Source organism: Nocardioides furvisabuli (assembly GCF_021083185.1).
GTDB lineage: Bacteria > Actinomycetota > Actinomycetes > Propionibacteriales > Nocardioidaceae > Nocardioides > Nocardioides furvisabuli.
Genome location: NZ_JAIGQB010000004.1, coordinates 73,088 through 96,622 on the forward strand (window position 1 = coordinate 73,088; position 23,535 = coordinate 96,622).

The following is a 23,535-nucleotide window of genomic DNA, read 5'->3' on the forward strand; positions in this document are numbered from 1 at the left end:
AGGACCGATTCAGGGCAGACGGGCGAGGAGCTCGGCCGGCGAGACCCGGGCGCCGGTGTAGAACGGCACCTCCTCGCGCACGTGGCGGCGCGCGGTCGAGGCACGCAGGTCGCGCATCAGGTCGACGATGCGGTGCAGCTCGTCGGCCTCGAAGGCCAGCAGCCACTCGTAGTCACCGAGGGCGAAGGACGCGACGGTGTTGGCGCGCACGTCGGCGTAGCCGCGGGCCATCTGGCCGTGCTCGGCGAGCATCGCGCGACGCTCGGCGTCCTCGAGGAGGTACCACTCGTAGGACCGCACGAAGGGGTAGACGCAGACGTGCGCGCGCGGCTCCTCGTCGGCGAGGAAGGCCGGGATGTGCGACTTGTTGAACTCCGCCGGGCGGTGCAGCGCCATCTGCGACCACACCGGGTCGAGCCGACGGCCGAAGGCGGTGCGGCGGAAAGCGTTGTAGGCGGCCTGGAGCTGCTCGGAGTCCTCGGCGTGCCACCAGACCATCACGTCGGCGTCGGCGCGCAGGCCGCTGACGTCGTAGAGGCCGCGGACCTTCACGTCCTGCTCGGCCAGCACCTCGAAGAGGGCCTCGACGTCGGTCGCCTCGGCCTCGCGGTCGGCGTCGCCGAGGACGTCGCGGAGCCTGAAGACCGACCACATCGTGTAGCGGATGGTGTCGTTGAGCTCCCGGGTGCGGGCGGCGTTGGTCTTCTCAGCGGTCGGGTCGGTGGCCATGGCTTCATTCTGCCCCGGTGACCGAGGCCACAGCCCGGCGGGCCGAGCCGATGACCGCCGGGATGCCCACCCCGTCGTACGCCGCCCCGCAGACCGCGAGCCCGGGCCGGCGCGCGACGTCGGCGCGGATCCGCGCCACCTGCTCGAGGTGGCCGACGGCGTACTGGGGGAGCGCGCCGCCCCACCGCTGCACGTGCGTGTCGACCGGCCTGGCGGTGATCCCTGCCAGGGCGGTGAGGTCGGCCAGCGAGACGCGGACCAGCCCCTCGTCGTCGGCCTGGAGCGTCGTCTCCTCGCCGTGGCGTCCGAGCGAGGTGCGCAGCACGACCAGGTCGGGGTCGAGGTCGCGCACCCACGCCCACTTGGCGAAGGAGAAGGTCGAGGCCTTGATGGTGGCCCGCTCCAGCGGCGGGACGAGGAAGCCCGAGCGGTCGAAGAGCGTGTCCGGCAGGTCCTGGGCGCGGAGCACCAGCGTGACGACCGCGACGCTCGCGGTCCCGATCCCGGCGAGCGCGGCGGAGGCGTCGGGCGCGACACCGGCGAGCAGGCGGGCCGCAGGCGCAGGGGGCGTGGCGAGCACGACCTCGGTCGCCTCGACGGTCTCGGTGCGGGTGGTGGGACCGACGGTGAGCGCCCAGCCCGACGCCGTGCGCGCCAGCGCGCGCACCGTGGCCGAGGTGCGGACCTCGAAGCCGCCGTCCTGCACGAGCAGGCCGGGCAGGCGGCCCATCCCGCCGGGCAGCGACGCGAAGACCGGTGCGCTCGACGTCGGCACGGCGGCGGCCTGCTCGAGCAGGCGGCCGCGCCGCGCCATCGCGAGCAGCTGGGGCACCGCGGCCGCGGCCGAGATGCGGCGGGCGTGGCCGGCGTACACCCCGCCGAGCAGGGGCTCGACGAGACGGTCGACGAGCTCGTCGCCCAGGCGGGCGGCGACCAGGTCGCCCACGGACATGTCGTCGTCGACGGCGGTGTCCGACTCGTGGGTCGCGCGGGCCAGGCCCTCGGGGCTGAGCACCTCGCTGGCGGCCAGCTGGTCGAGGTCGAACGGCACGCCCATGAGCGAGCGCGGCATCGCCCGCAGCGCGCCGCGGGACCAGACGGCGGAGCTCGTCGCGGTCGGGTGGACGAGGTCGGCTCCGAGGCCGGCGGCGAGGGCGACACCCTCGGGACGGCGGGCGAGCATCGCCTCCGCGCCCACGTCGACGGTGAGGCCGGCGACCTCCGCGCTGCGCAGCTTGCCGCCCAGGACCGGGGCCCCCTCCAGGAGCAGCACGTCGCGCCCGGTCGCGGCGAGGTCGCGGGCCGCGACCAGTCCTGCGACTCCCCCACCGATGACCACCACGTCGCGCACGTGGCAAGCCTAGGCGCCGACTGCACCTAGGCTGCGGCCTGTGGACCCCAACGTGAGCTCCGACCGGATCGCCGTGCTGATCGACGCCGACAACACCTCGCACTCCTACGCCGAGGCGCTCCTCGACGAGATCGCGAAGTTCGGCAACCCGACGATCAAGCGCGCCTACGGCGACTGGTCCTCGGACCGTCTCAAGGGCTGGGGCAACGAGCTCAACCTCCGCGCCATCCGCGGCATGCACCAGGGCGCCTTCACCCGCGGCAAGAACTCGACCGACTCGGCGATGATCATCGACGCGATGGACCTGCTCTACGCCAGCAACGTGGAGGCCTTCGCCCTCGTCACCAGCGACAGCGACTTCACCAGCCTCGCGCTCCGCCTGCGCGAGTCCGGCAAGGTCGTCTACGGCCTCGGCGAGAAGAAGACCCCGGCGTCGCTGCAGAACGCCTGCGACCGCTTCATCCGGCTCGAGTCGCTCAGCGACCCGGCCTCGGTGACCGGGTCCGACGACGCCGAGACCTCGACCGAGGAGCCCGACCAGGTCCCGGAGGTCAACCTCCAGAGCGCGCTGACCAAGGCCGTCAACGCGGTGGGCGGCGACGACGGCTGGGCGGCCCCCGGCGCGATCGGCAAGCACCTCAGCCGCACCCATCCCTCGCTCGACCCCCGCAACTACGGGCACCGCGGGCTCCAGGGCCTCCTGGCCGCCCAGCCCTACCTCGAGAACATGATCGAGGGCGGCGCGCTGCTCGTGCGGGTCAAGGGCAAGACCAAGGCGTCCGCGAAGGCCCCGGCCAAGGCGCCGGCCAAGGCGGCGGAGAAGACGGCGGAGAAGTCGGCGGAGAAGTCGGCCGAGAAGGCGCCCACGCAGACTGCCGAGAAGACGGCGGAGAAGGCACCGGCGAAGAAGCAGGCCACCCGGAAGCGGGCCGCGAAGAAGGCTGCCCCCGCGACCCCGCCCGCGGAGCCGGCTGCGGCCCCGGCCCCGGAGGAGCCCCAGGTGCCCCGGGTCACCACCACGACGCGTACGTCGCGCGCTGCCGCGAAGGCGGCGGCGACCAGGACCGCGAAGAAGGCCGTCGCGCCGGACTGAGGACGGTGACCTCGGTCAGTGGGCGTGCACGAACTCCGTGAGCCGCTTCAGCTGGTCGGGGTCGGTCGAGGGGATCACGCCGTGGCCGAGGTTGAAGATGTGGCCCTTCGCCGCCCGTCCGGCCTCGATGATCTCGGCTGCGCGTGAGGTCATCACCTCGGTGGGTGCGAAGACCAGCGTCGGGTCGAGGTTGCCCTGGACCACCCGGTCCCCCACGAGCGGGATCGCCTGCTCCATCGGCGTACGCCAGTCGACGCCCACGACGTCGGCGCCGGCCTCCCCCATCAGGCCGAGGAGGTTGGTGGTGCCGACCCCGAAGTGGATCCGCGGCACGCCGAGCTCACCGGCTGCCGCGAGGACCCGCTCGGAGTGGGGCATGACCGAGGCGCGGTAGTCGGCCGGGGTGAGCGCACCGGCCCAGGAGTCGAAGAGCTGCACCGCGGAGGCGCCGGCCTCGACCTGGATGCGGAGGTAGGCCGCGGCGATGCCCGCGATCTTGCGCATCAGCGCGTCCCACACGTCGGGAGCACCGAACATCATCGCCTTCGTCTTCGCGTGCTCCTTCGACGGGCCGCCCTCGACGAGGTAGGACGCGACGGTGAAGGGCGCCCCGGCGAAGCCGATCAGCGGCGTGGCGCCGAGCTCGGCGGTCAGCTGGCGCACGGCCTGCGAGATGAAGGGCACGTGCCCCGGCGTGAGGTCGGGGATCGCCTCGACGTCGGCGAGGGTGCGCACCGGCGAGGCGACGACCGGGCCGACGCCCGGCACGATGTCGAGGTCGACCCCGACCGCCTTGAGCGGCAGCACGATGTCGGAGAAGAAGATCGCGGCGTCGACGCCGTAGCGGCGCACGGGCTGGAGGGTGATCTCGGTGACGAGGTCGGCGTCCATGCAGGACTCGAGCATGCCGATGCCCTCGCGGACCTCGAGGTACTCCGGGAGCGAGCGCCCCGCCTGCCGCATGAACCACACCGGCGTGTGGGCCGGCTGCTCCCCGCGTGCGGCCCGCAGGAACGGGCTCTCGGACAGTCCGGGGTGGGGAGCGGGAGCGGCGACGGTCACGTGGGAATCTTCGCAGGTCAGGCGGCGTGGCGGCACATCGGCAGACGCCGGGACTGGCCTACTCTGGCCCCATGGTGGCCCGTCACGAGACCCACCCGAGCAGTGCTGCCGCGGCTGGACCCGCGGAGTTCCGCGCGGCGGTGGAGACCATGCGTCGGGCCTCACTGCGCCCCGAGGTGTTCTGCGAGGAGATGCCGGCGCCGCAGCGCATCGCACCGTGGTCGTCCGCGCTGAGCGCCGACGTCACCGTCGACGACGAGGACCTCGGCACCGGCCGGCTGATCCTGCTGCACGACCCGGCCGGCAACGACGCCTGGGACGGCACCTACCGCTGCGTGGCCTACGCGCGGGCCGACCTCGACCCCGAGCTCGGGGCCGACCCGATGCTGGCCGCGGTCGGCTGGTCGTGGCTGACCGAGGCGCTCGAGGCGCACGGCGCCGGCTACCACGCCGCCTCCGGCACCGTGACCTGCGTGAACACCGAGAGCTTCGGCGGCATGGCCGACGAGGCCGGCACCGCGCAGGTGGAGATCCGCGCGTCGTGGACGCCCGACGTCGGCGAGGACGACGCGCTCGACATGACTGCGCACGTGGAGGCCTGGGGCGAGCTGCTGTGCACCGCCGTCGGCCTGCCGCCGGTGCCCGAGGGCGTCATCGCCATCCCCAGTCGGCGCGGGCAGCGCGGCAGCTGAGCGATGCCCGACACCCCCGACACCGAGCCCGAGACCGTCGCGGCTGACGCCGTACCTGTGGCTGTCGAGCCCGAGGCCCCTCCCGCTCCCCTGCTCGAGCTGCGCGACGGCCTGCCCGAGGTCGTCGAGACCGACGCCCGGCTGGCCGAGGCGTGCGCGGCGCTCGCCGCCGGCACCGGTCCCATCGCCATCGACGCCGAACGTGCCTCGGGCTACCGCTACTCCAACCGCGCCTACCTGATCCAGCTGCGCCGCGAGGGCGCCGGCACCTGGCTGGTCGACCCGATCCCGCTGACCACCCTGGCCCCGCTCCAGGAGGCGCTCGGCGACGCCGAGTGGATCCTCCACGCCGCCACCCAGGACCTGCCGTGCCTACGCGAGGTCGGCCTCGCCCCCACCAGCATCTTCGACACCGAGCTCGCCGGCCGGCTGCTCGGCTACCCGCGGGTGGGCCTGGCCACGCTCGTGGAGACCGTGCTCGGCCTGCGCATGCGCAAGGAGCACTCCGCGGCCGACTGGTCGACCCGCCCGCTGCCCAAGCCGTGGCTCGACTACGCCGCGCTCGACGTCGAGGTACTCCTCGAGCTGCGCGAGCACATGGTCACCGAGCTCGAGAAGGCCGGCAAGGCCGAGTGGGCGCGCCAGGAGTTCGAGAACCTGCTCGGCTTCGAGCCCGCCGTGCGCGTCGACGCGTGGCGGCGTACGTCGGGCGTGCACCGGCTGCGCGGGCGACGGGCCCTCGGCGCGGCGCGGGCGCTGTGGGAGGCACGCGACGCGATCGCTGCCGAGCGCGACGTCACGCCGGGGCGGATCCTGCCCGACTCCGCGATCGTCGCCGCCGCCACCGCGATGCCGACCGACCGCCGCGCGCTGCTCGCGACGCAGGGCTTCCACGGCCGCGGCGCCAGCCGCTACTCCTCGACCTGGGTCGATGCGCTCCAGCGGGTGCGCGAGATGTCCGAGGACGAGCTGCCCACCCGAGCACCGCGCGGCGACGGGCCTCCGCACCCGCGCACCTGGGCCGAGCGTGAGCCCGTGGCCGACCGCCGCTTCAAGGCCGCACGCGAGGCGATGCTCAACCTCGCCGAGGTCCACCACCTGCCGGTCGAGAACCTGCTGACCCCCGACTACCTCCGCCGGCTGATGTGGACGCCGCCGGAGACCCGGGAGCCCGCCGGGCTGGCCGAGGCCGTGCGCGCCCAGCTGGCGTCGTACGGCGCGCGGCCCTGGCAGGCCGAGCTGATCACCGGGGCGCTCGTCGGTGCCATCCTCGGCGCCGAGGCCCAGACCGAGACCGACCCCGTCGACGCCGAGGAGTAGGCCTACTCCGTCGGGCTCTCGCTCGGCGACTCGGTCTCCTCGGTCTCCTCCTCCTCGGGGGAGAGGACCGCACGCGAGGCGAGGTCGATCTCCTCGGTCACCTGCTCGAGGTCGAGGATCCCGGGCGCGGTGACGAGACGCTCGAGCAGGGGGGTGACGGCCTCCACCAGCTCGTCGCGCTGGTCGATGAAGGGCGGGACGACCATGTAGCGGATGCTGGCGTTGAAGGCGACGGAGTTGGCCGGCTCGGCCTCGGGGGCCAGGAAGTCGTCGGAGGCGGCGACCTGGGTGTTGGCCGGCACGATGTAGCCCGTCTCGGCGACCGTGGCGATGGCGGCGTCGGAGACGGCGTAGGCGATGAAGTCGGCCGCGTCACCGATGTCGTCGGACTCCGAGGAGATGCACAGGCCGCTGATGTCGCCGACGGTCGCACGGTCCTCGATGGTCGGCATCGGCATCACGTCGAACTCCAGGTCCTCGGCCTCACGGAGCTCCGGGACGAGGTTGCGGAAGCCGGCGACCATGGCGAGCTCGCCACGCTTGAACAGCTGCACGGGCGTCGCCCGGGCGAGCTGGGCGTTGGTCGGCGTGATCGTGGGGTCGCGCAGGATCTCCAGCGTCTGCTCGAGCGCCTGGCGGGTGCCGTCGTCGGAGAAGGCGAGCGAGGTGGGGTCACGGTCGTCGTCGAAGACCTGGCCACCGCCGGAGTAGATGAAGGGCGCCAGGCCCCGCAGGGTCGGGTCGATCCAGACGCCGCGGCGGTCACCGCGACGCGAGGCGAAGGTCGCCGCGGCCCCGAACTCCGCCAGCGTCCACCGGTCGAGCACGCCGTCGTCGTTGGGCGTGGGCACGTCGAGCTCGCGCCGCTCCATGCGGTCGAAGTCGACGATGTCGGTGTTGTAGTAGATGACCATCGGGGACACCGAGTAGGCCATGCACTGCAGCTCGTCGTCCATGGCGAACGCGTCGACGGCGTCGCGGGAGAAGCGGTCGCCGAAGTCGACGCCGCGCTCGTCGAGCAGCAGGCTCACCGGCTGGAGCGCCTCGGCCTCCACGAGCTGGTCGAGGTCGATGCGCGAGGTGAGGAAGGCGTCCGGCGCGTCTCCGGCGAGCACGTCCGCGAGCGCGGACTCGTGGTCGGGCCACGACCGGAGGCTGACCTGGCGGGTGGTGGAGCTGGCGTTGAAGGAGTCGACGACGCTCTGGAAGGCCGCGACCTCCTCCTCGCTGCCGTAGGCACCGAAGACGATCTTGCGCGACTTCTCCGAATCGCCGCCCTGGCCCTTGCCCTCGCCCTGGGTCGGCGACGGGGCGGGCTGCAGGCCCGGGTCGGCGTCACCGGTGCACGCGGCAGTGGTCAGCGCGACCACGAGGGCGGTGCCGACCAGGGCGGCACGGCGCGCTCGGGCGCGGGGGAACAGACAGGCAACGCGACGACCGGACACGGCGAAACCCTAACGGGACAGCCCACGGACCGCCGCGACCACCTCGTCGAAGATCCGGGCGTCCAGCGCGGCACCCTCACGGCGTACGCCGTCGCGCTCGAGGTGGATGAGCCGGTCGAGGCGCACCTCGCTCGGACGCCCCTGGGAGTCCCAGCCGCCGGAGCCGATGTCCATCCAGTAACGGCCGTGGCGCGCCTCGTCGGCGGCGTCGCGGTCGTGGTCCTGGCTGCTGAGCATCAGCCCGACCCAGCCGTCTGCCTCCCCGTCCCCCGCGGTGTCGAGCACCAGGACCGGGCGGTCCTTGCCCTGGCTGGGGTCGTCCTCGTAGGGCACCCACGCCCAGACGACCTCGCCCGGGTCGGGTTCGCCGTCGATCTCGGGGGCGTAGCGCGAGGAGACCCCGCCGGGGGGAGCGCTCGACGGTGCCGGGGACGCGGTGCCCGACGTGGCTCCGGAGATGAGGGAGGCGACACGGCGCAGGAGGCTCATGCCCCGAGACTAGAGGTGTGTGCGAGTGCGCCGGACCGGGAGCGCCTCACGGCGCGTGGCCGCTCGTAGCGGCTTATTGTGGGACCCGGGGCTGCCACAGCCCGACGCACTCGCACCGATATTTTAACGCCTCATCCCAGTGCGTGGCGCAGTTCCCCCTGACCGGCCGCCTCCAGCTGCTCCGAGAGCACCAGCATCCGGGTGATCTCCTCGTGCGGGGACCCGAGGGCCGCCCGGCCCGCGGCGACGATCCGCGCGAAGGCCGCCGCCCGGAAGAGGGTGACGGCGAAGTCGCCTCCGGCGATGCCGCGCAGGACCTCGTCGACCATGCTGCGCAGCTCCTCGGGACCGGGCGGGTCGGCGACCCCGGCGACGACCCGGGCCACGTCGACGCGGCGCTGGCCGGCGTCGTACTCCTTCGCGACCCGCTCGGGCGCGGCGTGGACCCAGGAACGCAGCAGGAACAGCCGCCACAGGCTCCCCGCGAGCGTGTCGGCCGGGGCCCCCGACCACACCTCGGCGAGCGTCTCGAGGCCCTCGGCCTCGGCGAGGTGCACGATGCGCTCGGCCAGGGCCGGGTCGTCGGAGCTGCGCGCCCCGCGGACCAGGACCGTGGCGGCGAGGTCGCCGGCCTCGCGCAGCACCGCCGGGTCGGCACCCCCGTCGATCTCGGCGAAGAAGCCGGCGCCGGGCGTCATCGGGCGGTGGTGGGTGCGGTCGCTCACCCGCCCCAGCCTAGGTCCTGGCCGGGTACAACTAGGTCGTGCCCATGACCTTGCGGATGCGCTGGTCGCTGACCTTCTCGCGCGTGCCGAGCTGCTGGGCGAACAGCGAGATGCGGTACTCCTCGAGCAGCCAGCGCGACTCACGCAGGTGGCGCGGCACCGGCTGGCCCTCGGGCAGCGCGGCCACCGCGTGCAGCCAGGCCTCCTGAAGACCCGCGAGCTGGTCCATCAGCTGCCGGTCGCGGGCGACCTGCGCGTCGAGCCGCTCGCGCCGGTGCACCACGCCGGCGAGGTAGCGGGGGTAGTCGCGCAGCCGGCTGACACCCGCCTCGCCCACGAACCCTGCACCCATCAGCCGTCCGACCTGGGCGCGCATGTCGGTGAGGGCAGGGAGGGTGGCGAGGTCGGCGCGCCCGGAGATCGCCTTGTCGCAGGCGCGCCAGGCCTCGAGGACGCGCATCACGTCGTGCACCGCGATGCTCCTGCCCTCGGCGACCGCGTCGCGTGCCGCGGCCACGAGGGCGTCGTACGCCCCCTCGTCGCGCACCGCCGGCCGGGAGTCCACGACCTCGCCGACGATCCCGGCGCGCAGGTCGTCGAGGAGGTCGGCGACCGAGGGGTAGGGAGAGCCCACCAGCGCGAGCTTGGCGCGCTGGTCGAGCCCTGCGGCGGCCAGCACGGCGTCGACCGGGTCGGCGGGACCGAGCGCGAGCAGCACGAGGCGGCGTACGCCGAGGCGGTGGTGGGCGGCGGCCTCCTCGGCAGTCGCCAGGACCCGGAGGCCGGCCGTCGCGCCCTCGTCGACGAGCGCGGGGAAGCCGCGCACCTCGTGACCCGCACGGCGCTGCACGAACGACTCCTCGATCGTGCCGAAGGTCCACGACACCTGACCCGTCGCCGTGACGCCGGAGTCCGCGGCCACGTCCGCCATCGCGCGCTCGAAGGTCGGACGCAGCGGTTCCTTGAGGGCGTCGAGGTCCTTGCCGCGACCGGCCTCGGCACCCTCCTCGGTGACGACGCGGTAGGTCGGGCGCAGGTGCTCGGGCACCTTCGACCAGTCCCACGCCTCGCGGTCGATGACCAGGCTGCGGGTGCTCCGCGCGAAGCGCTCCAAGGCGTCGAGCAGCGGCTCGGCGCCGGGCGGGGTGGCGGCGAGGAACTCGCGCGCGGTGTTGGGGGCCGGCACCATCGCGACACGCAGGCTCTTCGGCAGCGAGCGGATCAGCTCGGTGACCAGCTCCTCGCGCAGGCCCGGCACCAGCCAGGAGAAGTCCTCGGCCTCGACCCGGTTGAGGGTGGCGACGGGCACGTCGATGGTGAGGCCGTCGGCTTCGGAGCCCGGCTCGAAGTGGTAGCTGATCGGGAAGGTCAGCCCGGCCTCGTGGGTGCCGGGGCCCTCCGAGAGCCACTGGGTCGGGAAGTCGTGCGTACGCACCTGGTCGGCGGTGTCGTGGGTGAGCATCGCGGGGTCGAAGGTGAGCAGGTCCGGCCGCTCCTGGCGCGCCCGCTTCCACCACTGGTCGAAGTGCTGGCCGCTGACGACGTCAGCGCCCACACGGGCGTCGTAGAACTCGAAGAGCGTCTCCTCGTCGACGACGATGTCGCGGCGCCGCGCACGGTGCTCGAGCTCCTCGGCCTCCTCGAGCAGGCGGGCGTTCTCGGCGAGGAACCGGTGGCGGGAGTCCCACTCGCGCTGCACCAGCGCGTGGCGGATGAAGAGCTCGCGGGCCAGCGGCGCATCGATCCGGCCGTACTGCACCAGACGGTCGGCGACCAGCGGCACGCCGTAGAGCGTGACCCGCTCGCGGGCCATCACCGCGGCGCGCTTGCGCGACCAGTGCGGCTCGGAGAAGGTCCGCTTGACCAGGTGCGCGCCGAGCCGCTCGGCCCACTCGGGCTGGATGGCGGCGTTCTGCCGCGCCCACAGCCGCGAGGTCTCGACGAGCTCGGCGCTCATCAGGAAGGCCGGGTTGCGCCGCTTGAGCACGCTGCCGGGGAAGATCGCGAAGCGCGCGTTGCGGGCGCCGACGTACTCCCGCATCGCACGCCGCTCCCCCGGCTTGGCCTTGTCGCGCTCCTCGAGCGCGCCGATGTGGCTGAGCAGACCGGACAGCAGCGCCTGGTGGATGCCGTCCTCGTCGGGGGTGTCCGAGGGGTGGCCGATCTCGAGTCCCATCTCCTTGGCCACCTGGCGCAGCTGGGACTCGTACTCCTGCCACTCGCGCATCCGCATGTAGTTCAGGTGCTCGCGCTTGCACATGCGGCGGAAGGCGCTCGAGGACAGCTCCTTCTGCTGCTGCTTGACGTGGCGCCAGAGGTTGAGCCAGGTGAGGAAGTCACTGGACTCGTGGGTGAAGCGGGCGTGCAGCTGGTCGGCCTGGGCGCGCTGCTCCTCCGGCCGCTCGCGCGGGTCCTGGATGGAGAGCGCGGCCGCGATGACCAGCACGTCGCGCACGCAGCCGAGCCGCTCGGCCTCGAGGATCATCCGGCCCAGGCGCGGGTCGATCGGCAGGCGGGAGAGCCGCTTGCCGACCTGCGTGAGGCGTACGCCGGGACGGTGGCCGTCCGCGGGCCGGCCCGCCGCCGTCACGGCTCCGAGCTCCTCGAGCAGGTCGGTGCCGGCCTTGATGTTGCGGCGGTCCGGCGGCTCGACGAAGGGGAAGCGCGCGATGTCGCCCAGGCGCAGCGAGGCCATCTGGAGGATGACGCTGGCGAGGTTGGTGCGCAGGATCTCCGGGTCGGTGAACGCGGGGCGGGCCTCGAAGTCCTCTTCGGAGTAGAGGCGGATCGCGATGCCCTCCGCGACGCGGCCGCAGCGACCCGAGCGCTGGTTGGCAGAGGCCTGGCTGATCGGCTCGATCGGCAGGCGCTGCACCTTGGTGCGCACGGAGTAGCGGCTGATCCGCGCGACGCCGGTGTCGACGACGTAGCGGATGCCGGGCACGGTCAGCGACGTCTCGGCGACGTTGGTCGCGAGCACGACGCGGCGCACGGTCGAGGGGTGGCTGGAGAACACCCTGTGCTGGTCGGCCGCACTGAGGCGGGAGTAGAGCGGCACGACCTCGAGCCGGTCGCTCTGCAAGGCCTCCAGCGCGTCGGCGGTGTCGCGGATCTCGCGCTCGCCGGGCAGGAAGACGAGCACGTCGCCGGGCCCCTCCGCGGACAGCTCGCGCACCGCGTCGAGGATCGCCTCGGTCTGGTCGCGCTGGACCGGCTCGCCCTCCTCGTCGTCCTCCGGTAGCTCCAGCAGCGGGCGGTAGCGGACCTCGACGGGATAGGTACGCCCCGAGACCTCGACCACCGGCGCGCGGCTCCTCCCCTCGCCGAAGTGCTCGGCGAAGCGGTCCACGTCGATGGTGGCGCTGGTGATGATCACCTTGAGGTCGGGACGGCGCGGCAGCAGGCGCTTGAGGTAGCCGAGCAGGAAGTCGATGTTGAGGCTGCGCTCGTGGGCCTCGTCGATGATGATTGTGTCGTACTTGCGCAGGTCGCGGTCGCGCTGGAGCTCGGCCAGCAGGATGCCGTCGGTCATCAGCTTGACCCGGCTCGCCCGGCTCGTGCGGTCGGTGAAGCGGACCTGGTAGCCGATGACGTCACCGAGCTCGGTGCCGAGCTCCTCGGCGATCCGCTCGGCCACCGAGCGGGCGGCGATGCGGCGCGGCTGGGTGTGGCCGATGAGCCCGCCGCCCTCGGCACGGCCCTTCCCGCGGCCGAGCTCGAGGCAGATCTTCGGCAGCTGGGTGGTCTTGCCCGAGCCGGTCTCGCCGGCCACGACCACGACCTGGTGGTCGCGGATGGCCGCGGCGATGTCGTCGCGGCGCGCGGAGACCGGGAGCTCCGGCGGATAGATGATCTTCACAACGGGCGACATTCTCGCCCACGGCGGCAAGCGGTGTGTGGGCGACCGGGTCCGGCTTGGGATCCCCGGTCGGCCGGGGATCCCTCAGGTTGTCAGGGGTTGCACGGCCTGACAACCTCCGGAAGAGCCTGACAACCCCCGGCCACGGGCCCCGCCCACGTGCCCGCGATGCTCAGGAGTTCACGCTGTCGTCGTCCTGGGGCACGGTCGTCGGGGGCAGCTGACCGGGTACGCCGCGGGGGCCGCGGCGCAGGCCCCGCTCGCCGGGCCCGTCGTCGCCGCGCCGCTCCACCCACGCACCGCGGTCACGGTCGCGGCCGCGGTCGTCGCTCACCGCGTGCACGGCGGCGAACCCGAGGCCGCCCACGATCACCCCGGCCAGCGCGGAGGCGATCAGCGCGGCCAGGCCGAACGTACGGCTCCCGTCGCTGCGGCGCAGGGTGCGCAGCCGCTCGCGGAAGCCGCGGCGCTCGGCCGTCGGCGCGGCCCCAGGTCCGTCCGCGGACCCGCTCGGCGCCTCCGCGGCAGGAGGCGGTGCCGGTGTCGGGGCCGGTGTCGGGGCCGGGGCCCCGGGTCGTACGGGCTGGGTCTGGTCGCCGTCGCTCATGGCAGCAGCGTGCGCGTCGATGCTGTGCGCGACCTGTGGGCAGGCCGTGAGATCACCCTGACCCGGATGTCGAGAACACGCCGGCGGCTCCGACCCCGGGGTGGACGCGGCCATGATGGGCTGCACCTGACCCTGGAGAACGAGATGCCGAAGTACCTGATCCTCAAGCACTACCGCGGCACCCCCGCGACCGTGAACGATGTCCCGATGGACCGCTGGACCCCCGAGGAGGTCGACGCGCACATGGCCTTCATGGAGGCCTTCGGCGAGCGGCTCGAGGCCGACGGCGAGCTCGTCGACGCGCAGGCCCTCTCCCCCGAGGGCGCTTTCGTGCGGGCTGACGACCAGGGGCGCGGGCCGGTCACCGACGGGCCCTTCGCCGAGACCAAGGACCTCATCGCCGGGTGGTACGTCGTCGACGTCGACGGGTGGGACCGCGCCGTCGAGCTCGCCGGCGAGCTGTCGCTGGCGCCCGGCGCCGGTGGCCGCCCGATCCACGAGTGGCTGGAGGTGCGCCCCTTCTACGGCGCCCCGTCCGCCACCGGGGACTGACGCCCGCACCCGATGGATCCGTTCTACGGGGCGCCGCTGCGGGAGCTGGTCCCTGCGGTCATCGGCGTCCTCGTCCGTCGCGGAGCAGTCTTCGCGGCGGCCGAGGACGCGGTCCAGGAGGCGCTGGTGGAGGCGCTGCGGACCTGGCCCGCCGACCCGCCCCACGACCCGAAGGGCTGGCTGGTGACGGTCGCGTGGCGGCGCTTCCTCGACGTCGTACGCTCCGAGACCGCGCGCGAGCGGCGCGAGGTCGCCGTGGAGGTCGAGCCTGCCTCCGGCCCGGCACGCGACACCGACGACACGCTGGAGGTCCTCTTCCTGTGCGCCCACCCGGCGCTCAGCCCGGCCTCTGCGGTGGCGCTGACGCTGCGGGCGGTCGCGGGGCTGACGACGCGGCAGGTGGCCGAGGCCTACCTCGTGCCCGAGGCGACGATGGCGCAGCGCATCAGCCGGGCGAAGCGCGCGGTCGCGCAGGCGTCCTTCGACCGCCCGGGCGACCTGGCCACCGTCCGCCGGGTGCTCTACCTCGTCTTCAACGAGGGCTACTCCGGCGACGTCGACCTCGCCGCCGAGGCGATCCGGCTGGCCCGGCAGCTGGCCGTGCTCGTCGACGACCCCGAGAACGACGGCCTGCTGGCCCTGATGCTGCTCCACCACGCCCGGCGACCTGCACGGATCCGTCCCGACGGCTCCCTGGTCCCGCTCGCCGAGCAGGACCGCACGCGGTGGGACCGCGACCTGGTCGCCGAGGGCGTGACGATCCTGCAGTCCGCGCTGGCCCGGGAGCGCCGCGGCGAGCTCCAGCTCCAAGCCGCGATCGCGGCCCTCCACGCCGACGCGGCGAGCGCCGCGGAGACCGACTGGGTGCAGATCCTGGAGTGGTACGACGAGCTGCTGGCGCTGACCGCCAGCCCGGTCGTACGCCTCAACCGGGCCGTCGCCGTCGGTGAGGCGGACGGCGCCCGCGCGGGCCTCGCGGCGCTCGACGAGGTCGACCCCGCCCTGCCGCGCCACCGGGCCGTGGCGGCGTACCTCCACGAGAAGGACGGCGCGCACGCGCTCGCTGCGCGGCTCTACACCGAGGCGGCCGCCCTCGCGACCAACCTCGCGGAGAAGACCCACCTCACCAGGCAGGCCGCGCGGCTGAACTCTTCGCTGAGGTAGCCGACAGGACTGAGGTAGCCGACAGGAGTCGCACAGCAACCACACAGGAATCGACGGCAGGATGCTGCCATGCAGCAGCTCACCCGACCCGACGGCTCCCCCGTGCGCGTGCTCGTCGTGGACGACGAGGTCAACATCGCCGAGCTCCTCGCGATGGCGCTGCGCTACGAGGGCTGGGAGCTCCGCATGGCGCACACCGGCACCGACGCGGTGTCGGCGGCACGCGACTTCCGCCCGGACGCGGTCGTCCTCGACATCATGCTGCCGGACTTCGACGGCCTCGAGGTGCTGCGCCGGATGCGCGCCGACGGCAGCGACGTGCCCGTCCTCTTCCTCACCGCCAAGGACGCCGTCGAGGACCGCGTCGCCGGGCTGACCGCCGGCGGCGACGACTACGTCACCAAGCCCTTCTCGCTGGAGGAGGTCGTGGCGCGGCTGCGCGGGCTGATCCGCCGCGGCGGCACCGCCGCCCAGGCCGACGCGGGCAACGTGCTCGTGGTCGGCGACCTCACCCTCGACGAGGACAGCCACGAGGTGCACCGCGCGGGTGAGGAGATCAGCCTGACCGCGACCGAGTTCGAGCTGTTGCGCTTCCTCATGCGCAACCCGCGCAGGGTGCTGAGCAAGGCGCAGATCCTCGACCGGGTGTGGCAGTACGACTTCGGCGGGCAGGCCAACGTGGTCGAGCTCTACATCTCCTACCTCCGCAAGAAGGTCGACGCCGGCCGCGACCCGATGATCCACACCATGCGCGGCGCGGGCTACGTCCTCAAGCCGGCGCCGTGAAGCAGCTCCGCGTCCCGGGCCGCCCGCTGACCCTCACCACCCGGCTCGTCGCCGTGGTGGTGCTGCTCGTCGCCGTCACGGCCGTGGCGATCGGCACGGCCACCACCATCGCGATGCGGGAGAACCTCGACCGCCGCCTCGACCAGGACGTGCGCGCCGCGCTGTCACGCACTCTCGAGGGCCCCGGCGCTCCGAGACCCCAGGCGCCCGCCGGGACCCGTGACGACGACTTCGGTCCCGGCCAGGAGCTGGGCTCGCTGTCGGCCGTCCTGCCGGACGACGCGACCCCGCGGGGCATGGTGCTGTCCGAGCGCGAGGGTCGCGGCTGGGTCGCTTCCACCGCCCTGACCGACGAGCAGCTCGCCGCGCTGTCGGGGCTCGAGGGCACGGACCGCGACCTGCGCACGGTGCGGCTGCCCGGCCTCGGGACCTACCGCGTGGCGGTCGCCGACCTCGAGGGCGGGCAGGTCGTCGCCGGGCTGCCGCTCGACGAGGTCGAGGACACCGTCGCCGACCTGCTGCGGCTCGAGCTGCTCGCCACCCTCGTCGGCATCGCGCTCGCCGCGGTCGCCGCTGTGGTCGTCGTACGCCGCCAGCTGGCACCGCTGCGTGAGGTCGCGGCCACGGCGCACCGCGTCGCGGAGCTGCCGCTGGCGTCCGGGGAGATCGAGATGGCCGAACGGGTGCCGGCGGGACTCACCGACGAGCGCACCGAGATCGGCCAGGTCGGCTCGGCGCTCAACGCGATGCTCGACCACGTCGAGTCCTCGCTCGCCCAGCGCCACCGCAGCGAGCAGCAGGTGCGGCAGTTCGTCGCGGACGCCTCGCACGAGCTGCGTACGCCGCTGGCGACGATCGCCGGCTACACCGAGCTGGCCCGCCGGCGGCCCGAGACCACCGGCACCGCCCTGGCCAAGGTCGAGACCGAGTCGGCGCGGATGACGGCGCTGGTGGAGGACCTGCTGCTGCTGGCGAGGCTCGACTCCGGGCGACCGCTCGAGCGCGAGCCGGTCGACCTGTCGCGCCTGCTGCTCGAGGTGGTCGACGACGCCCGTGTCGTCGACCCCGACCACCAGTGGCGGCTCTCCCTGCCGGACGCGCCGCTCACCGTCACCGGCGACGCGGCCCGGCTGCACCAGGTGGTCACCAACCTGCTCACCAATGCCCGCAAGCACACCCCCGGCGGGAGCACCGTGACCGTCACCGGGACCCCGTCCGGCTTCACGGTGCACGACGACGGCCCGGGCTTCTCCCCCGAGCTGGCGCCGCGTGCCTTCGAGCGCTTCGTGCGCGGTGACGTCGCCCGCACGCGCGCCGGCGGCGCCGGTCTCGGGCTCTCGCTCGTCGAGGCCATCGTCGCGGCTCACGGCGGGACGGTCGCGCTGGCGAGCGCGCCGGGCGACACGACGATCACCGTCACGCTCCCCCGCTGACCGGGCGCTTCCTTGCCCTGGAACCGGCCGAGCGGGCACTTCCTTGCGCAGGACCTGAGCTCCACCGCGTGGAAGTGCCCGGTGGGCTGCCTTCAGCGCGACGAAGTGCCCGGTCACCGCCTCTGAGCGCGACGAGGTGCCCGGTCACCGCCTCTGAGCGCGACGAAGTGCCCGGTCACCGCCTCTGAGCGCGACGAAGTGCCCGGTCGCTAGGTTGTCGGGCATGGAGCCCGGGACCCAGATCCGCTGCGAGATGACGAAGTGGGGCGATCGCCCGCACTGGCAGTTCGACGGGATCTTCCTCGGCACCGACGAGCACGGCGAGTGGCTCGGCTTCCCGGCGGGCACCCACAACCACCGCCCCGGTCACGCGTTCCACTCCGCCGTCGCGTGCGTGACGCTGGTGCAGCCTGAGCGGTGGCACCTGCCGACGTTCCAGGCGCCCGGGATCTGGTGCGACCTCTACGTCGACGTCACGACCCCCGCCGTCTGGGACGGTGTCGTGCTCCGCGCGGTCGACCTCGACCTCGACGTGATCCGGATGGCGCCCGAGCTGCCCGCGTCGGTGCCGCCGCGCATGGACGCCGGCCCCGGGGAGATCTTCGTCGACGACGAGGACGAGTTCGCCGAGCACCAGGTCGCCCTCGGCTATCCGGCCGAGGTCGTCGAGGCGGCGCGGACCGGCTGCGACCAGGTCCTCGCGGCCGTGCGCGCCGGTGTGGCGCCGTACGACGGCACGCACGAGCGCTGGCTCGCCGAGCTCAGCCGTCTGACTGCTTCCTGAGCGCCCGCCGCTCGGCGCGCGTCATCGCGCGGAACGGCCCGACCAGGCGCGGGCCGGCGAGCCGGCTCTCGAGCTTGCGGGCCTCGCGCTTGAGCGGCTGGGCGACGTACTCCCCCAGGATCACCCCGGAGGCCAGTGCGATGGCGACCGAGATCGCGGTCATCAGCGCCAGGATCCCCTGCGAGACGAAGTAGCCGCCGTCGGCCAGGAACGTGAGGCCGCGGTAGATCGACAGGCCCGGCAGGAACGGCACGATCGCAGGCACGGCGACCACCAGCGGGGGCACCCGCACCCGGCCGGCGACGGCGTAGGCGACGAGGCCGATGAAGAAGGCTGCGGACCCGGCGCCGGCGACGCGGCCGAAGCCGTTGAGCTCGACGGCCTGCGAGACCAGCGCGGCCGCGGCGGTGGTCACCGCGATCGGCAGCACGGCACGGCGCGGCGCGTAGCAGGCCACGCTGAAGGCGGCCGCTGCGACGGCGGCGCCGGCCGCCTCCACCGGGAGCTCGGAGATGCTCCCGAGCTTGCCGGGCACCAGCCGGCCGAGGTCGAAGCCGAGGGCGTCGGCCACCGAGATGCCCAGCGCGACGCCGGCGATGATGCCGGCGGTCGACATCATCGCCTCGATGAGGCGCGCGCCCGAGGTGAGGTAGAAGCCGGTGAGCGCGTCCTGCACCGCGCCCATCAGGCCGATGCCGGCGAGCAGCATGATGATGTTGGCGGTCACCGCCAGCGAGGGATCGACCTCGATCGGGGTGGCGGCCACCCCCGCCGCCAGCAGCGTGGCGATGGCACCGCCCGCGACCTGGAGGTAGAAGAACGGCAACCGGCGTCGGGCCAGCACGATCTGGACCCGGTCGATGAGCGTGGCCGCGACCGCCGCCACCGCCGACACCACCAGGCCGCCGCCGAGGAAGACGCCGACGGCCGCCGCCATGACGGCCCACGCGAGGGTCACCGCCCAGCGCGGGAAGGCGTGGCCGAGCGAGACGATGGTGGCCATCCGCGAGCGAGCGAGGTAGAGGTCGGCCTCGTCGGTGAGGAGGTCACGCACCAGGTGGTCGACGGCGGTGAGGTCCTCGTAGTCGATGTCGCGCTGCTGCACGTGGCGCATCATCAGCGTCGGTACGTCGTCGGGCGAGCGCTGGAAGCTCATCGACAGTGCCGTGAACGTCACGTCGATCTCGGCCTGGCGCAGCCCGAGGTGGTCGGCGACCGAGCGCATCGTCGCCGTGACGTCGGCTGCACCCGCACCCGAGGAGAGCAGCATCTCCCCGATCCGCAGGCACAGGTCCATCGTCAGGTGCACCTCGCGGGCGGCCTCGGCGCGCGCGGCGGCCTCGGCCTCCTCGGTCGGTTCGCTGTCTCCGGAGAGCCTGTCGTGCTGGTCCACCGGTCCATGCTCGCACCGCCGGTCGGCCCACGGTCACAGGGGTGAGCCCTGCCCGCGGACCGCTCCCTAGAGTGGTCGCATGCGCATCGACTTCCACGCGTCGCAGCGGCCGACGCTCGGCGTCGAGTGGGAGCTCTCCCTCGTCGATCGGGTCACCCGCGACCTGGTCAGCGTCGCCTCCGAGGTCCACGAGCTGGCCGGCGGCCGGCTGGACGACCCGACCCGGCTCCACAAGGAGCTGCTGCGCAACACCGTCGAGGTCGTGACCGGGATCTGCGACACGGTCGGCGAGGCCGTCGTCGACCTGCGCGACACCCTGTCGGTCGTCGTGCCGGCCGCCGAGGAGCTCGGTGTCGACCTCCTCGGCGCCGGCTCGCACCCCTTCGCCGACTGGTCGCACCAGCACCTCACCGAGGGCCACCGCTACGCCGAGCTCATCAACCGGACCCAGTGGTGGGGCCGTCAGATGCTCATCTGGGGCGTGCACGTCCACGTCGGGATGCCCGAGCGCGACCGGGTGATGCCCGTGCTCGCCTCGCTGCTGACGACGTACCCGCACCTGCTCGCGCTGTCGGCCAGCTCACCCATCTGGGCCGGGCAGGACACCGGCTACGCCTCCAACCGGGCGCTGATGTTCCAGCAGCTGCCGACCGCCGGGCTTCCCTTCGCCTTCGACACGTGGGCCGAGTTCGAGACCTGCATCGCCGACCAGACCACGACCGGGATCATCGACTCGATGTCCGACGTGCGCTGGGACCTGCGGCCCGCGCCGCACCTCGGCACGCTGGAGAACCGCATCTGCGACGGCATGTCGGACCTCGGCGAGGTCGCGGCCCTCACCGCCCTGATGCACTGCCTCGTCGTCGACCTCGACACCCGCCTCGCGGCGGGCCAGAGGCTCCCGACGCTGCCGCCGTGGCAGGTCCAGGAGAACAAGTGGCGCGCCGCTCGCTACGGCCTCGACGCGATCGTGATCCTCGACGACACCAACCGCGAGCGCCTGGTCACCGACGACCTCGACGACCTGCTCGAGCGCCTCACGCCCGTCGCGAAGCGCCTGGACTGCGAGGCCGAGCTGCGCACCGTCGCCGACATCCCGCGGCGCGGGGCGTCCTACCAGCGCCAGCGCGCGGTCGCGCGCGAGTCCGGTGGTGACCTCGTCGCCGTCGTGGACGCCTTGGTCGCCGAGCTCGCGCACTCCCTCGAGGCCTGACCCGCGCCTCCCTGTCCCGAGCCGTCGCTGGACGGCGCCCTTGTGGCTGTCGTCACCGGGACGAGAGGATGCTGCGACGCCCTCGACCCGGGGGACGAGGCGCACGCACGGAGGAGAGCCCAGTGGTGGACCCGATCGACCCGACAGCGACCGGCTTCCTGCTCGCGGAGAACCGCAACATGCCGATGCACGTCGGCGGGCTCCAGCTCTTCGAGAAGCCCGAGGGCGCGGGCCGCGGCTACGTCCGCGAGATGTACGAGCAGATGCGCGACGTCGAGCAGGTCGCCCCACTCTTCCTCAAGCACCCGCACCGCTCGGTGCGTACGGCGGGCCAGCTGGTGTGGCAGCCCGACGAGCAGTTCGACATCGAGCACCACGTGCGCCACAGCGCGCTGCCCAAGCCCGGCCGGATCCGCGAGCTGCTCGAGCTGTGCTCGCGCCTGCACAGCACCCGCCTGGCGTGGGAGCGGCCGCTGTGGGAGGCCACGGTGATCGAGGGCCTGCGCGACGGCCGGGTCGCGATGTACACCAAGACCCACCACGCGCTCGTCGACGGCGTCTCCGCGATGCGCCTGCTCGCCAGCGTGCTCTCGACCGACCCCGACGAGCGCAACATGCCCGCCCCGTGGGCGTTGCGTCCGCGCGCGCCCCGCCAGCAGCGGCCGAGCGACGACGGCGGCGCCTCGCTGGCCGACGTCTCGGCCGCCACCGTGCGTACGGCGCTCGCGATCGCGTCCGAGGCGGCCGGGATGCCCGGCGCACTGGTGCGCACGCTCAACAAGAGCGTGCGCAACGAGACCTCCGCGCTCTCGCTCTACGCGCCCCGGACGATGCTCAACCAGAACATCACCGGCTCGCGACGATTCGCCGCCCAGGACTGGCCGGTCGAGCGGCTGCGCGCGGTCGGCAAGGCCACCGGCACCACCATCAACGACGTCGTGCTCGCGATGGTGAGCGGTGCGATGCGCACCTACCTGCTCGACATGGACGCGCTGCCCGAGACGACGCTGGTCTCGATGGTCCCCGTCGGCCTCAACGCCAAGCAGTCACAGCTCGCGTCCTCCGACGGCGGCAACGCCGTGGGAGCGGTGATGGTGCAGCTCGGCACCCATCTCGCCGACCCGGCCGACCGGCTCACGGCCATCAACACGTCGATGAAGGACGGCAAGGACGGGCTCTCGGCCATGACGCCGACGCAGATCCTCGCGATGAGCGCGCTCGGCCAGGCGCCGGCGATCCTCGGCCCGGTCCTCCGGATGCAGGGCATCGTGCGCCCGCCCTACAACCTCATCATCAGCAACGTGCCCGGGCCGCGCACCACCCACTACTGGAACGGCGCGAAGCTCACCGGCACCTACCCCCTGTCCATCCCCATCAACGGCATGGCGCTCAACATCACCTGCACGTCGTACGACGGCAAGATGTGCTTCGGCCTGACCGGCTGCCGGCGCACGGTCCCCCACCTGCAGGTGCTGCTGACCCACCTCGACGACGAGCTGAAGGCGCTCGAACGGGCCGCCGGCGTCCGCTGAGCACTCCCTCTCGAATCCCCCTGCTGGTCGAGCAGCCCGCGAGCGCCAGCAGTCCTCCTTCGGTGGTGTCGCTCGGCTACTCGACCACCGAGGGGACCACCGAGAAGCCGCCGCCCACCTGCTCGGCGACCGCGGCGAGGCGGGCGTGAGTGATGTCGGCGACGGTGGCCAGGCCCGCGAGCTGGGCGTTGGAGCCGGGGCGGGTCGGCTCGGTGGAGTTGATGCTCACGCAGCGGCGGGTGCCGCCGTCGGCGGCATTGGCGAGCGCGACGGCGTGACCGGTGGTCCCGCTGCCGGCGAAGGGGTCGAGCACCACGACGTCGTCGGGCAGGGTGGCGAGGATGCGGCGCACCAGCCCGGTGGGCTTCGGTGACTCGAAGACGTGGCCGACCAGGGCCTTGAGCTCCGCGACGGCGGTGTCGGTGGAGCCGATCTCCTCGGCCAGCCAGATGGTGCGCAGCTTCTTGCGCCGTCCGCCCTCGCGGTGCAACCAGTCGCGCTGGAAGATGTCGGCGCGCTCGCCGGTGCGCCCGCGGATGACCCGGCACTCGAGGTCGTCGGGGCGCTCGTCGACCCGCGGCCGCGACCACCGCCACACGGCCGGCCGGCCGTCGCCGAAGACGGGCGTGAGCGCCCGGCTGCCGGGGAACTCGGTGGTGGCCACGCGACCGGTCGCCGGATCGCCGTACAGCGCGAAGTGCAGCGTCGGCGCAGTGAGCGGGTTGAACTTCTTGTTGGTGTTGCGCAGTGGCAGGTAGCGGAAGCGGCGCCCGTCCGCGGCGCTGAGCGGGAAGTCGGCCTCGTCGACCGAGTCGGTGGTGCTGCCGTCGACGGCGCACGCGGGCAGGTGGCGGGCGTACGCCAGGACGTACTCGTGGCTGGTCGCGAACCCGCGACCGAGCTGGCGGCCCTTGGGGTTGAGGTTGACCACGATCTGCGCCAGGAAGTTGGCCTCGCCGAACACCTGGTCCATCAGCAGCCGCAGGTGCGCGGCCTCGTTGTCGTCGATGCTGACGAAGACCGCACCGTGGGGGGCGAGGACCTCGCGCACGGCCTCGAGGCGTGGGCGCATCATCGCGGTCCACGCGGCGTGGCGTCCGGCGTACGGGTCGGCGTGCGAACCGTCGCGGAAGCGGTCGGCGTAGGCGAAGTCGTTGCCGGTGTTGTAGGGCGGGTCGGTGTAGACGACGTCGACCGACCCAGGCTCCAGGCGCGGCAGCACGTCGAGGTTGTCGGCGGCGTGGAGGGTGTTCCACACGACGGGTCCAGGCTCGACGGGCACGAGCCGCAGCCTAGGCGCACCCGT

20 protein-coding genes are annotated in these 23,535 nt (G+C 73.3%); 10 read left to right on the top strand and 10 right to left on the bottom strand.

The window, feature by feature from the left end; genetic code table 11:
* Nucleotides 1-9 precede the first annotated feature (9 nt).
* Together hemQ and hemG are read right to left on the bottom strand one after the other, a co-directional pair.
* Nucleotides 10-729 (bottom strand): hydrogen peroxide-dependent heme synthase, encoded by a 720-nt coding sequence (gene hemQ / locus K4G59_RS09520; protein ID WP_231250739.1) that lies wholly within the window; start codon nt 727-729, stop codon nt 10-12.
* A gap of 4 nt (nt 730-733) precedes the next feature.
* The gene (gene hemG / locus K4G59_RS09525; RefSeq protein WP_231250740.1) at nt 734-2,080 is read right to left on the bottom strand and encodes a protoporphyrinogen oxidase; all 1,347 of its coding nucleotides are present in this window, start codon (nt 2,078-2,080) and stop codon (nt 734-736) included.
* A 40-nt stretch (nt 2,081-2,120) separates the two neighbouring features.
* Here hemG and K4G59_RS09530 point away from each other — a divergent pair, with 40 nt between their 5' ends.
* The gene (locus tag K4G59_RS09530; RefSeq protein ID WP_231250741.1) at nt 2,121-3,173 is read left to right on the top strand and encodes an NYN domain-containing protein; all 1,053 of its coding nucleotides are present in this window, start codon (nt 2,121-2,123) and stop codon (nt 3,171-3,173) included.
* A gap of 15 nt (nt 3,174-3,188) precedes the next feature.
* Here the strand turns inward: K4G59_RS09530 and hemE are convergent, their stop codons facing one another.
* Nucleotides 3,189-4,235 (bottom strand): uroporphyrinogen decarboxylase, encoded by a 1,047-nt coding sequence (hemE, locus tag K4G59_RS09535; protein ID WP_231250742.1) that lies wholly within the window; start codon nt 4,233-4,235, stop codon nt 3,189-3,191.
* 71 nt (nt 4,236-4,306) lie between these two features.
* Here hemE and K4G59_RS09540 point away from each other — a divergent pair, with 71 nt between their 5' ends.
* On the top strand, nt 4,307-4,927 hold the full coding sequence (locus K4G59_RS09540) for a DUF3000 domain-containing protein (protein WP_231250743.1): 621 nt from the start codon (nt 4,307-4,309) through the stop codon (nt 4,925-4,927).
* A gap of 3 nt (nt 4,928-4,930) precedes the next feature.
* Nucleotides 4,931-6,247, top strand: coding sequence for an HRDC domain-containing protein (locus K4G59_RS09545; protein ID WP_231250744.1), 1,317 nt, complete (start codon nt 4,931-4,933; stop codon nt 6,245-6,247).
* Between the two features lie 2 nt (nt 6,248-6,249).
* On the opposite strand, the gene K4G59_RS09550 is transcribed toward K4G59_RS09545, so the two are convergent.
* The 5 genes from K4G59_RS09550 to K4G59_RS09570 all read right to left on the bottom strand — a co-directional run bounded on the left by K4G59_RS09550 (nt 6,250) and on the right by K4G59_RS09570 (nt 13,372).
* A complete protein-coding gene (locus tag K4G59_RS09550; protein ID WP_231250745.1) occupies nt 6,250-7,692 on the bottom strand; it encodes an extracellular solute-binding protein in 1,443 nt (480 codons plus the stop codon).
* Between the two features lie 9 nt (nt 7,693-7,701).
* Nucleotides 7,702-8,181 (bottom strand): type II toxin-antitoxin system PemK/MazF family toxin, encoded by a 480-nt coding sequence (locus tag K4G59_RS09555; protein ID WP_231250746.1) that lies wholly within the window; start codon nt 8,179-8,181, stop codon nt 7,702-7,704.
* 131 nt (nt 8,182-8,312) lie between these two features.
* Nucleotides 8,313-8,906 carry a hypothetical protein gene (locus K4G59_RS09560; protein WP_231250747.1) on the bottom strand — a complete coding sequence of 198 codons (594 nt, stop codon included), beginning with the start codon at nt 8,904-8,906 and terminating at the stop codon, nt 8,313-8,315.
* A gap of 31 nt (nt 8,907-8,937) precedes the next feature.
* Nucleotides 8,938-12,777: an ATP-dependent RNA helicase HrpA gene (hrpA, locus tag K4G59_RS09565; RefSeq protein ID WP_231250748.1), complete on the bottom strand. Its 3,840-nt coding sequence runs from the start codon at nt 12,775-12,777 to the stop codon at nt 8,938-8,940.
* Between the two features lie 160 nt (nt 12,778-12,937).
* Entirely contained in the window at nt 12,938-13,372 is a 435-nt protein-coding gene (locus K4G59_RS09570; RefSeq protein ID WP_231250749.1) for a hypothetical protein, read from the bottom strand.
* A gap of 144 nt (nt 13,373-13,516) precedes the next feature.
* On the opposite strand from K4G59_RS09570, the gene K4G59_RS09575 reads away from it, so the two are divergent.
* The 5 genes from K4G59_RS09575 (at nt 13,517) to K4G59_RS09595 (ending at nt 18,091) form a co-directional block, all read left to right on the top strand.
* A complete protein-coding gene (locus K4G59_RS09575) occupies nt 13,517-13,924 on the top strand; it encodes a YciI family protein (RefSeq protein ID WP_231250750.1) in 408 nt (135 codons plus the stop codon).
* A 12-nt stretch (nt 13,925-13,936) separates the two neighbouring features.
* Complete coding sequence (locus tag K4G59_RS09580; RefSeq protein WP_231250751.1) at nt 13,937-15,088, top strand: RNA polymerase sigma factor; 1,152 nt, start codon at nt 13,937-13,939, stop codon at nt 15,086-15,088.
* A gap of 69 nt (nt 15,089-15,157) precedes the next feature.
* On the top strand, nt 15,158-15,874 hold the full coding sequence (locus K4G59_RS09585; RefSeq protein ID WP_231250752.1) for a response regulator transcription factor: 717 nt from the start codon (nt 15,158-15,160) through the stop codon (nt 15,872-15,874).
* The gene (locus tag K4G59_RS09590; protein ID WP_231250753.1) at nt 15,871-17,307 is read left to right on the top strand and encodes a sensor histidine kinase; all 1,437 of its coding nucleotides are present in this window, start codon (nt 15,871-15,873) and stop codon (nt 17,305-17,307) included. The genes K4G59_RS09585 and K4G59_RS09590 overlap by 4 nt, the downstream gene beginning before the upstream one ends.
* 223 nt (nt 17,308-17,530) lie before the next feature.
* Entirely contained in the window at nt 17,531-18,091 is a 561-nt protein-coding gene (locus K4G59_RS09595; RefSeq protein ID WP_231250754.1) for a ribonuclease FAU-1 family protein, read from the top strand.
* Here the strand turns inward: K4G59_RS09595 and K4G59_RS09600 are convergent.
* Nucleotides 18,069-19,484 carry a threonine/serine exporter family protein gene (locus K4G59_RS09600; RefSeq protein WP_231250755.1) on the bottom strand — a complete coding sequence of 472 codons (1,416 nt, stop codon included), beginning with the start codon at nt 19,482-19,484 and terminating at the stop codon, nt 18,069-18,071. The two genes, K4G59_RS09595 and K4G59_RS09600, sit on opposite strands and share 23 nt — an antisense overlap.
* Nucleotides 19,485-19,563: 79 nt before the next feature.
* On the opposite strand from K4G59_RS09600, the gene K4G59_RS09605 reads away from it, so the two are divergent.
* Entirely contained in the window at nt 19,564-20,697 is a 1,134-nt protein-coding gene (locus K4G59_RS09605; RefSeq protein WP_231250756.1) for a glutamate--cysteine ligase, read from the top strand.
* Between the two features lie 122 nt (nt 20,698-20,819).
* Nucleotides 20,820-22,229 (top strand): WS/DGAT/MGAT family O-acyltransferase, encoded by a 1,410-nt coding sequence (locus K4G59_RS09610; RefSeq protein WP_231250757.1) that lies wholly within the window; start codon nt 20,820-20,822, stop codon nt 22,227-22,229.
* A 76-nt stretch (nt 22,230-22,305) separates the two neighbouring features.
* Here K4G59_RS09610 and K4G59_RS09615 read toward each other — a convergent pair whose 3' ends face one another.
* Nucleotides 22,306-23,511, bottom strand: coding sequence for a site-specific DNA-methyltransferase (locus K4G59_RS09615; RefSeq protein WP_231250758.1), 1,206 nt, complete (start codon nt 23,509-23,511; stop codon nt 22,306-22,308).
* Nucleotides 23,512-23,535: the final 24 nt, after the last annotated feature.

Coding starts and splice junctions, on each gene's coding strand:
- K4G59_RS09580 (WP_231250751.1), top strand. CDS start 13,937: ATGGATCCGTTCTACGGGGCGCCGCTGCGGGAGCTGGTCCCTGCGGTC.
- K4G59_RS09575 (WP_231250750.1), top strand. CDS start 13,517: ATGCCGAAGTACCTGATCCTCAAGCACTACCGCGGCACCCCCGCGACC.
- K4G59_RS09605 (WP_231250756.1), top strand. CDS start 19,564: ATGCGCATCGACTTCCACGCGTCGCAGCGGCCGACGCTCGGCGTCGAG.
- K4G59_RS09545 (WP_231250744.1), top strand. CDS start 4,931: ATGCCCGACACCCCCGACACCGAGCCCGAGACCGTCGCGGCTGACGCC.
- K4G59_RS09595 (WP_231250754.1), top strand. CDS start 17,531: ATGGAGCCCGGGACCCAGATCCGCTGCGAGATGACGAAGTGGGGCGAT.
- K4G59_RS09555 (WP_231250746.1), bottom strand. CDS start 8,181: ATGAGCCTCCTGCGCCGTGTCGCCTCCCTCATCTCCGGAGCCACGTCG.
- hemQ (WP_231250739.1), bottom strand. CDS start 729: ATGGCCACCGACCCGACCGCTGAGAAGACCAACGCCGCCCGCACCCGG.
- hrpA (WP_231250748.1), bottom strand. CDS start 12,777: ATGTCGCCCGTTGTGAAGATCATCTATCCGCCGGAGCTCCCGGTCTCC.
- K4G59_RS09570 (WP_231250749.1), bottom strand. CDS start 13,372: ATGAGCGACGGCGACCAGACCCAGCCCGTACGACCCGGGGCCCCGGCC.
- K4G59_RS09540 (WP_231250743.1), top strand. CDS start 4,307: ATGGTGGCCCGTCACGAGACCCACCCGAGCAGTGCTGCCGCGGCTGGA.
- K4G59_RS09585 (WP_231250752.1), top strand. CDS start 15,158: ATGCAGCAGCTCACCCGACCCGACGGCTCCCCCGTGCGCGTGCTCGTC.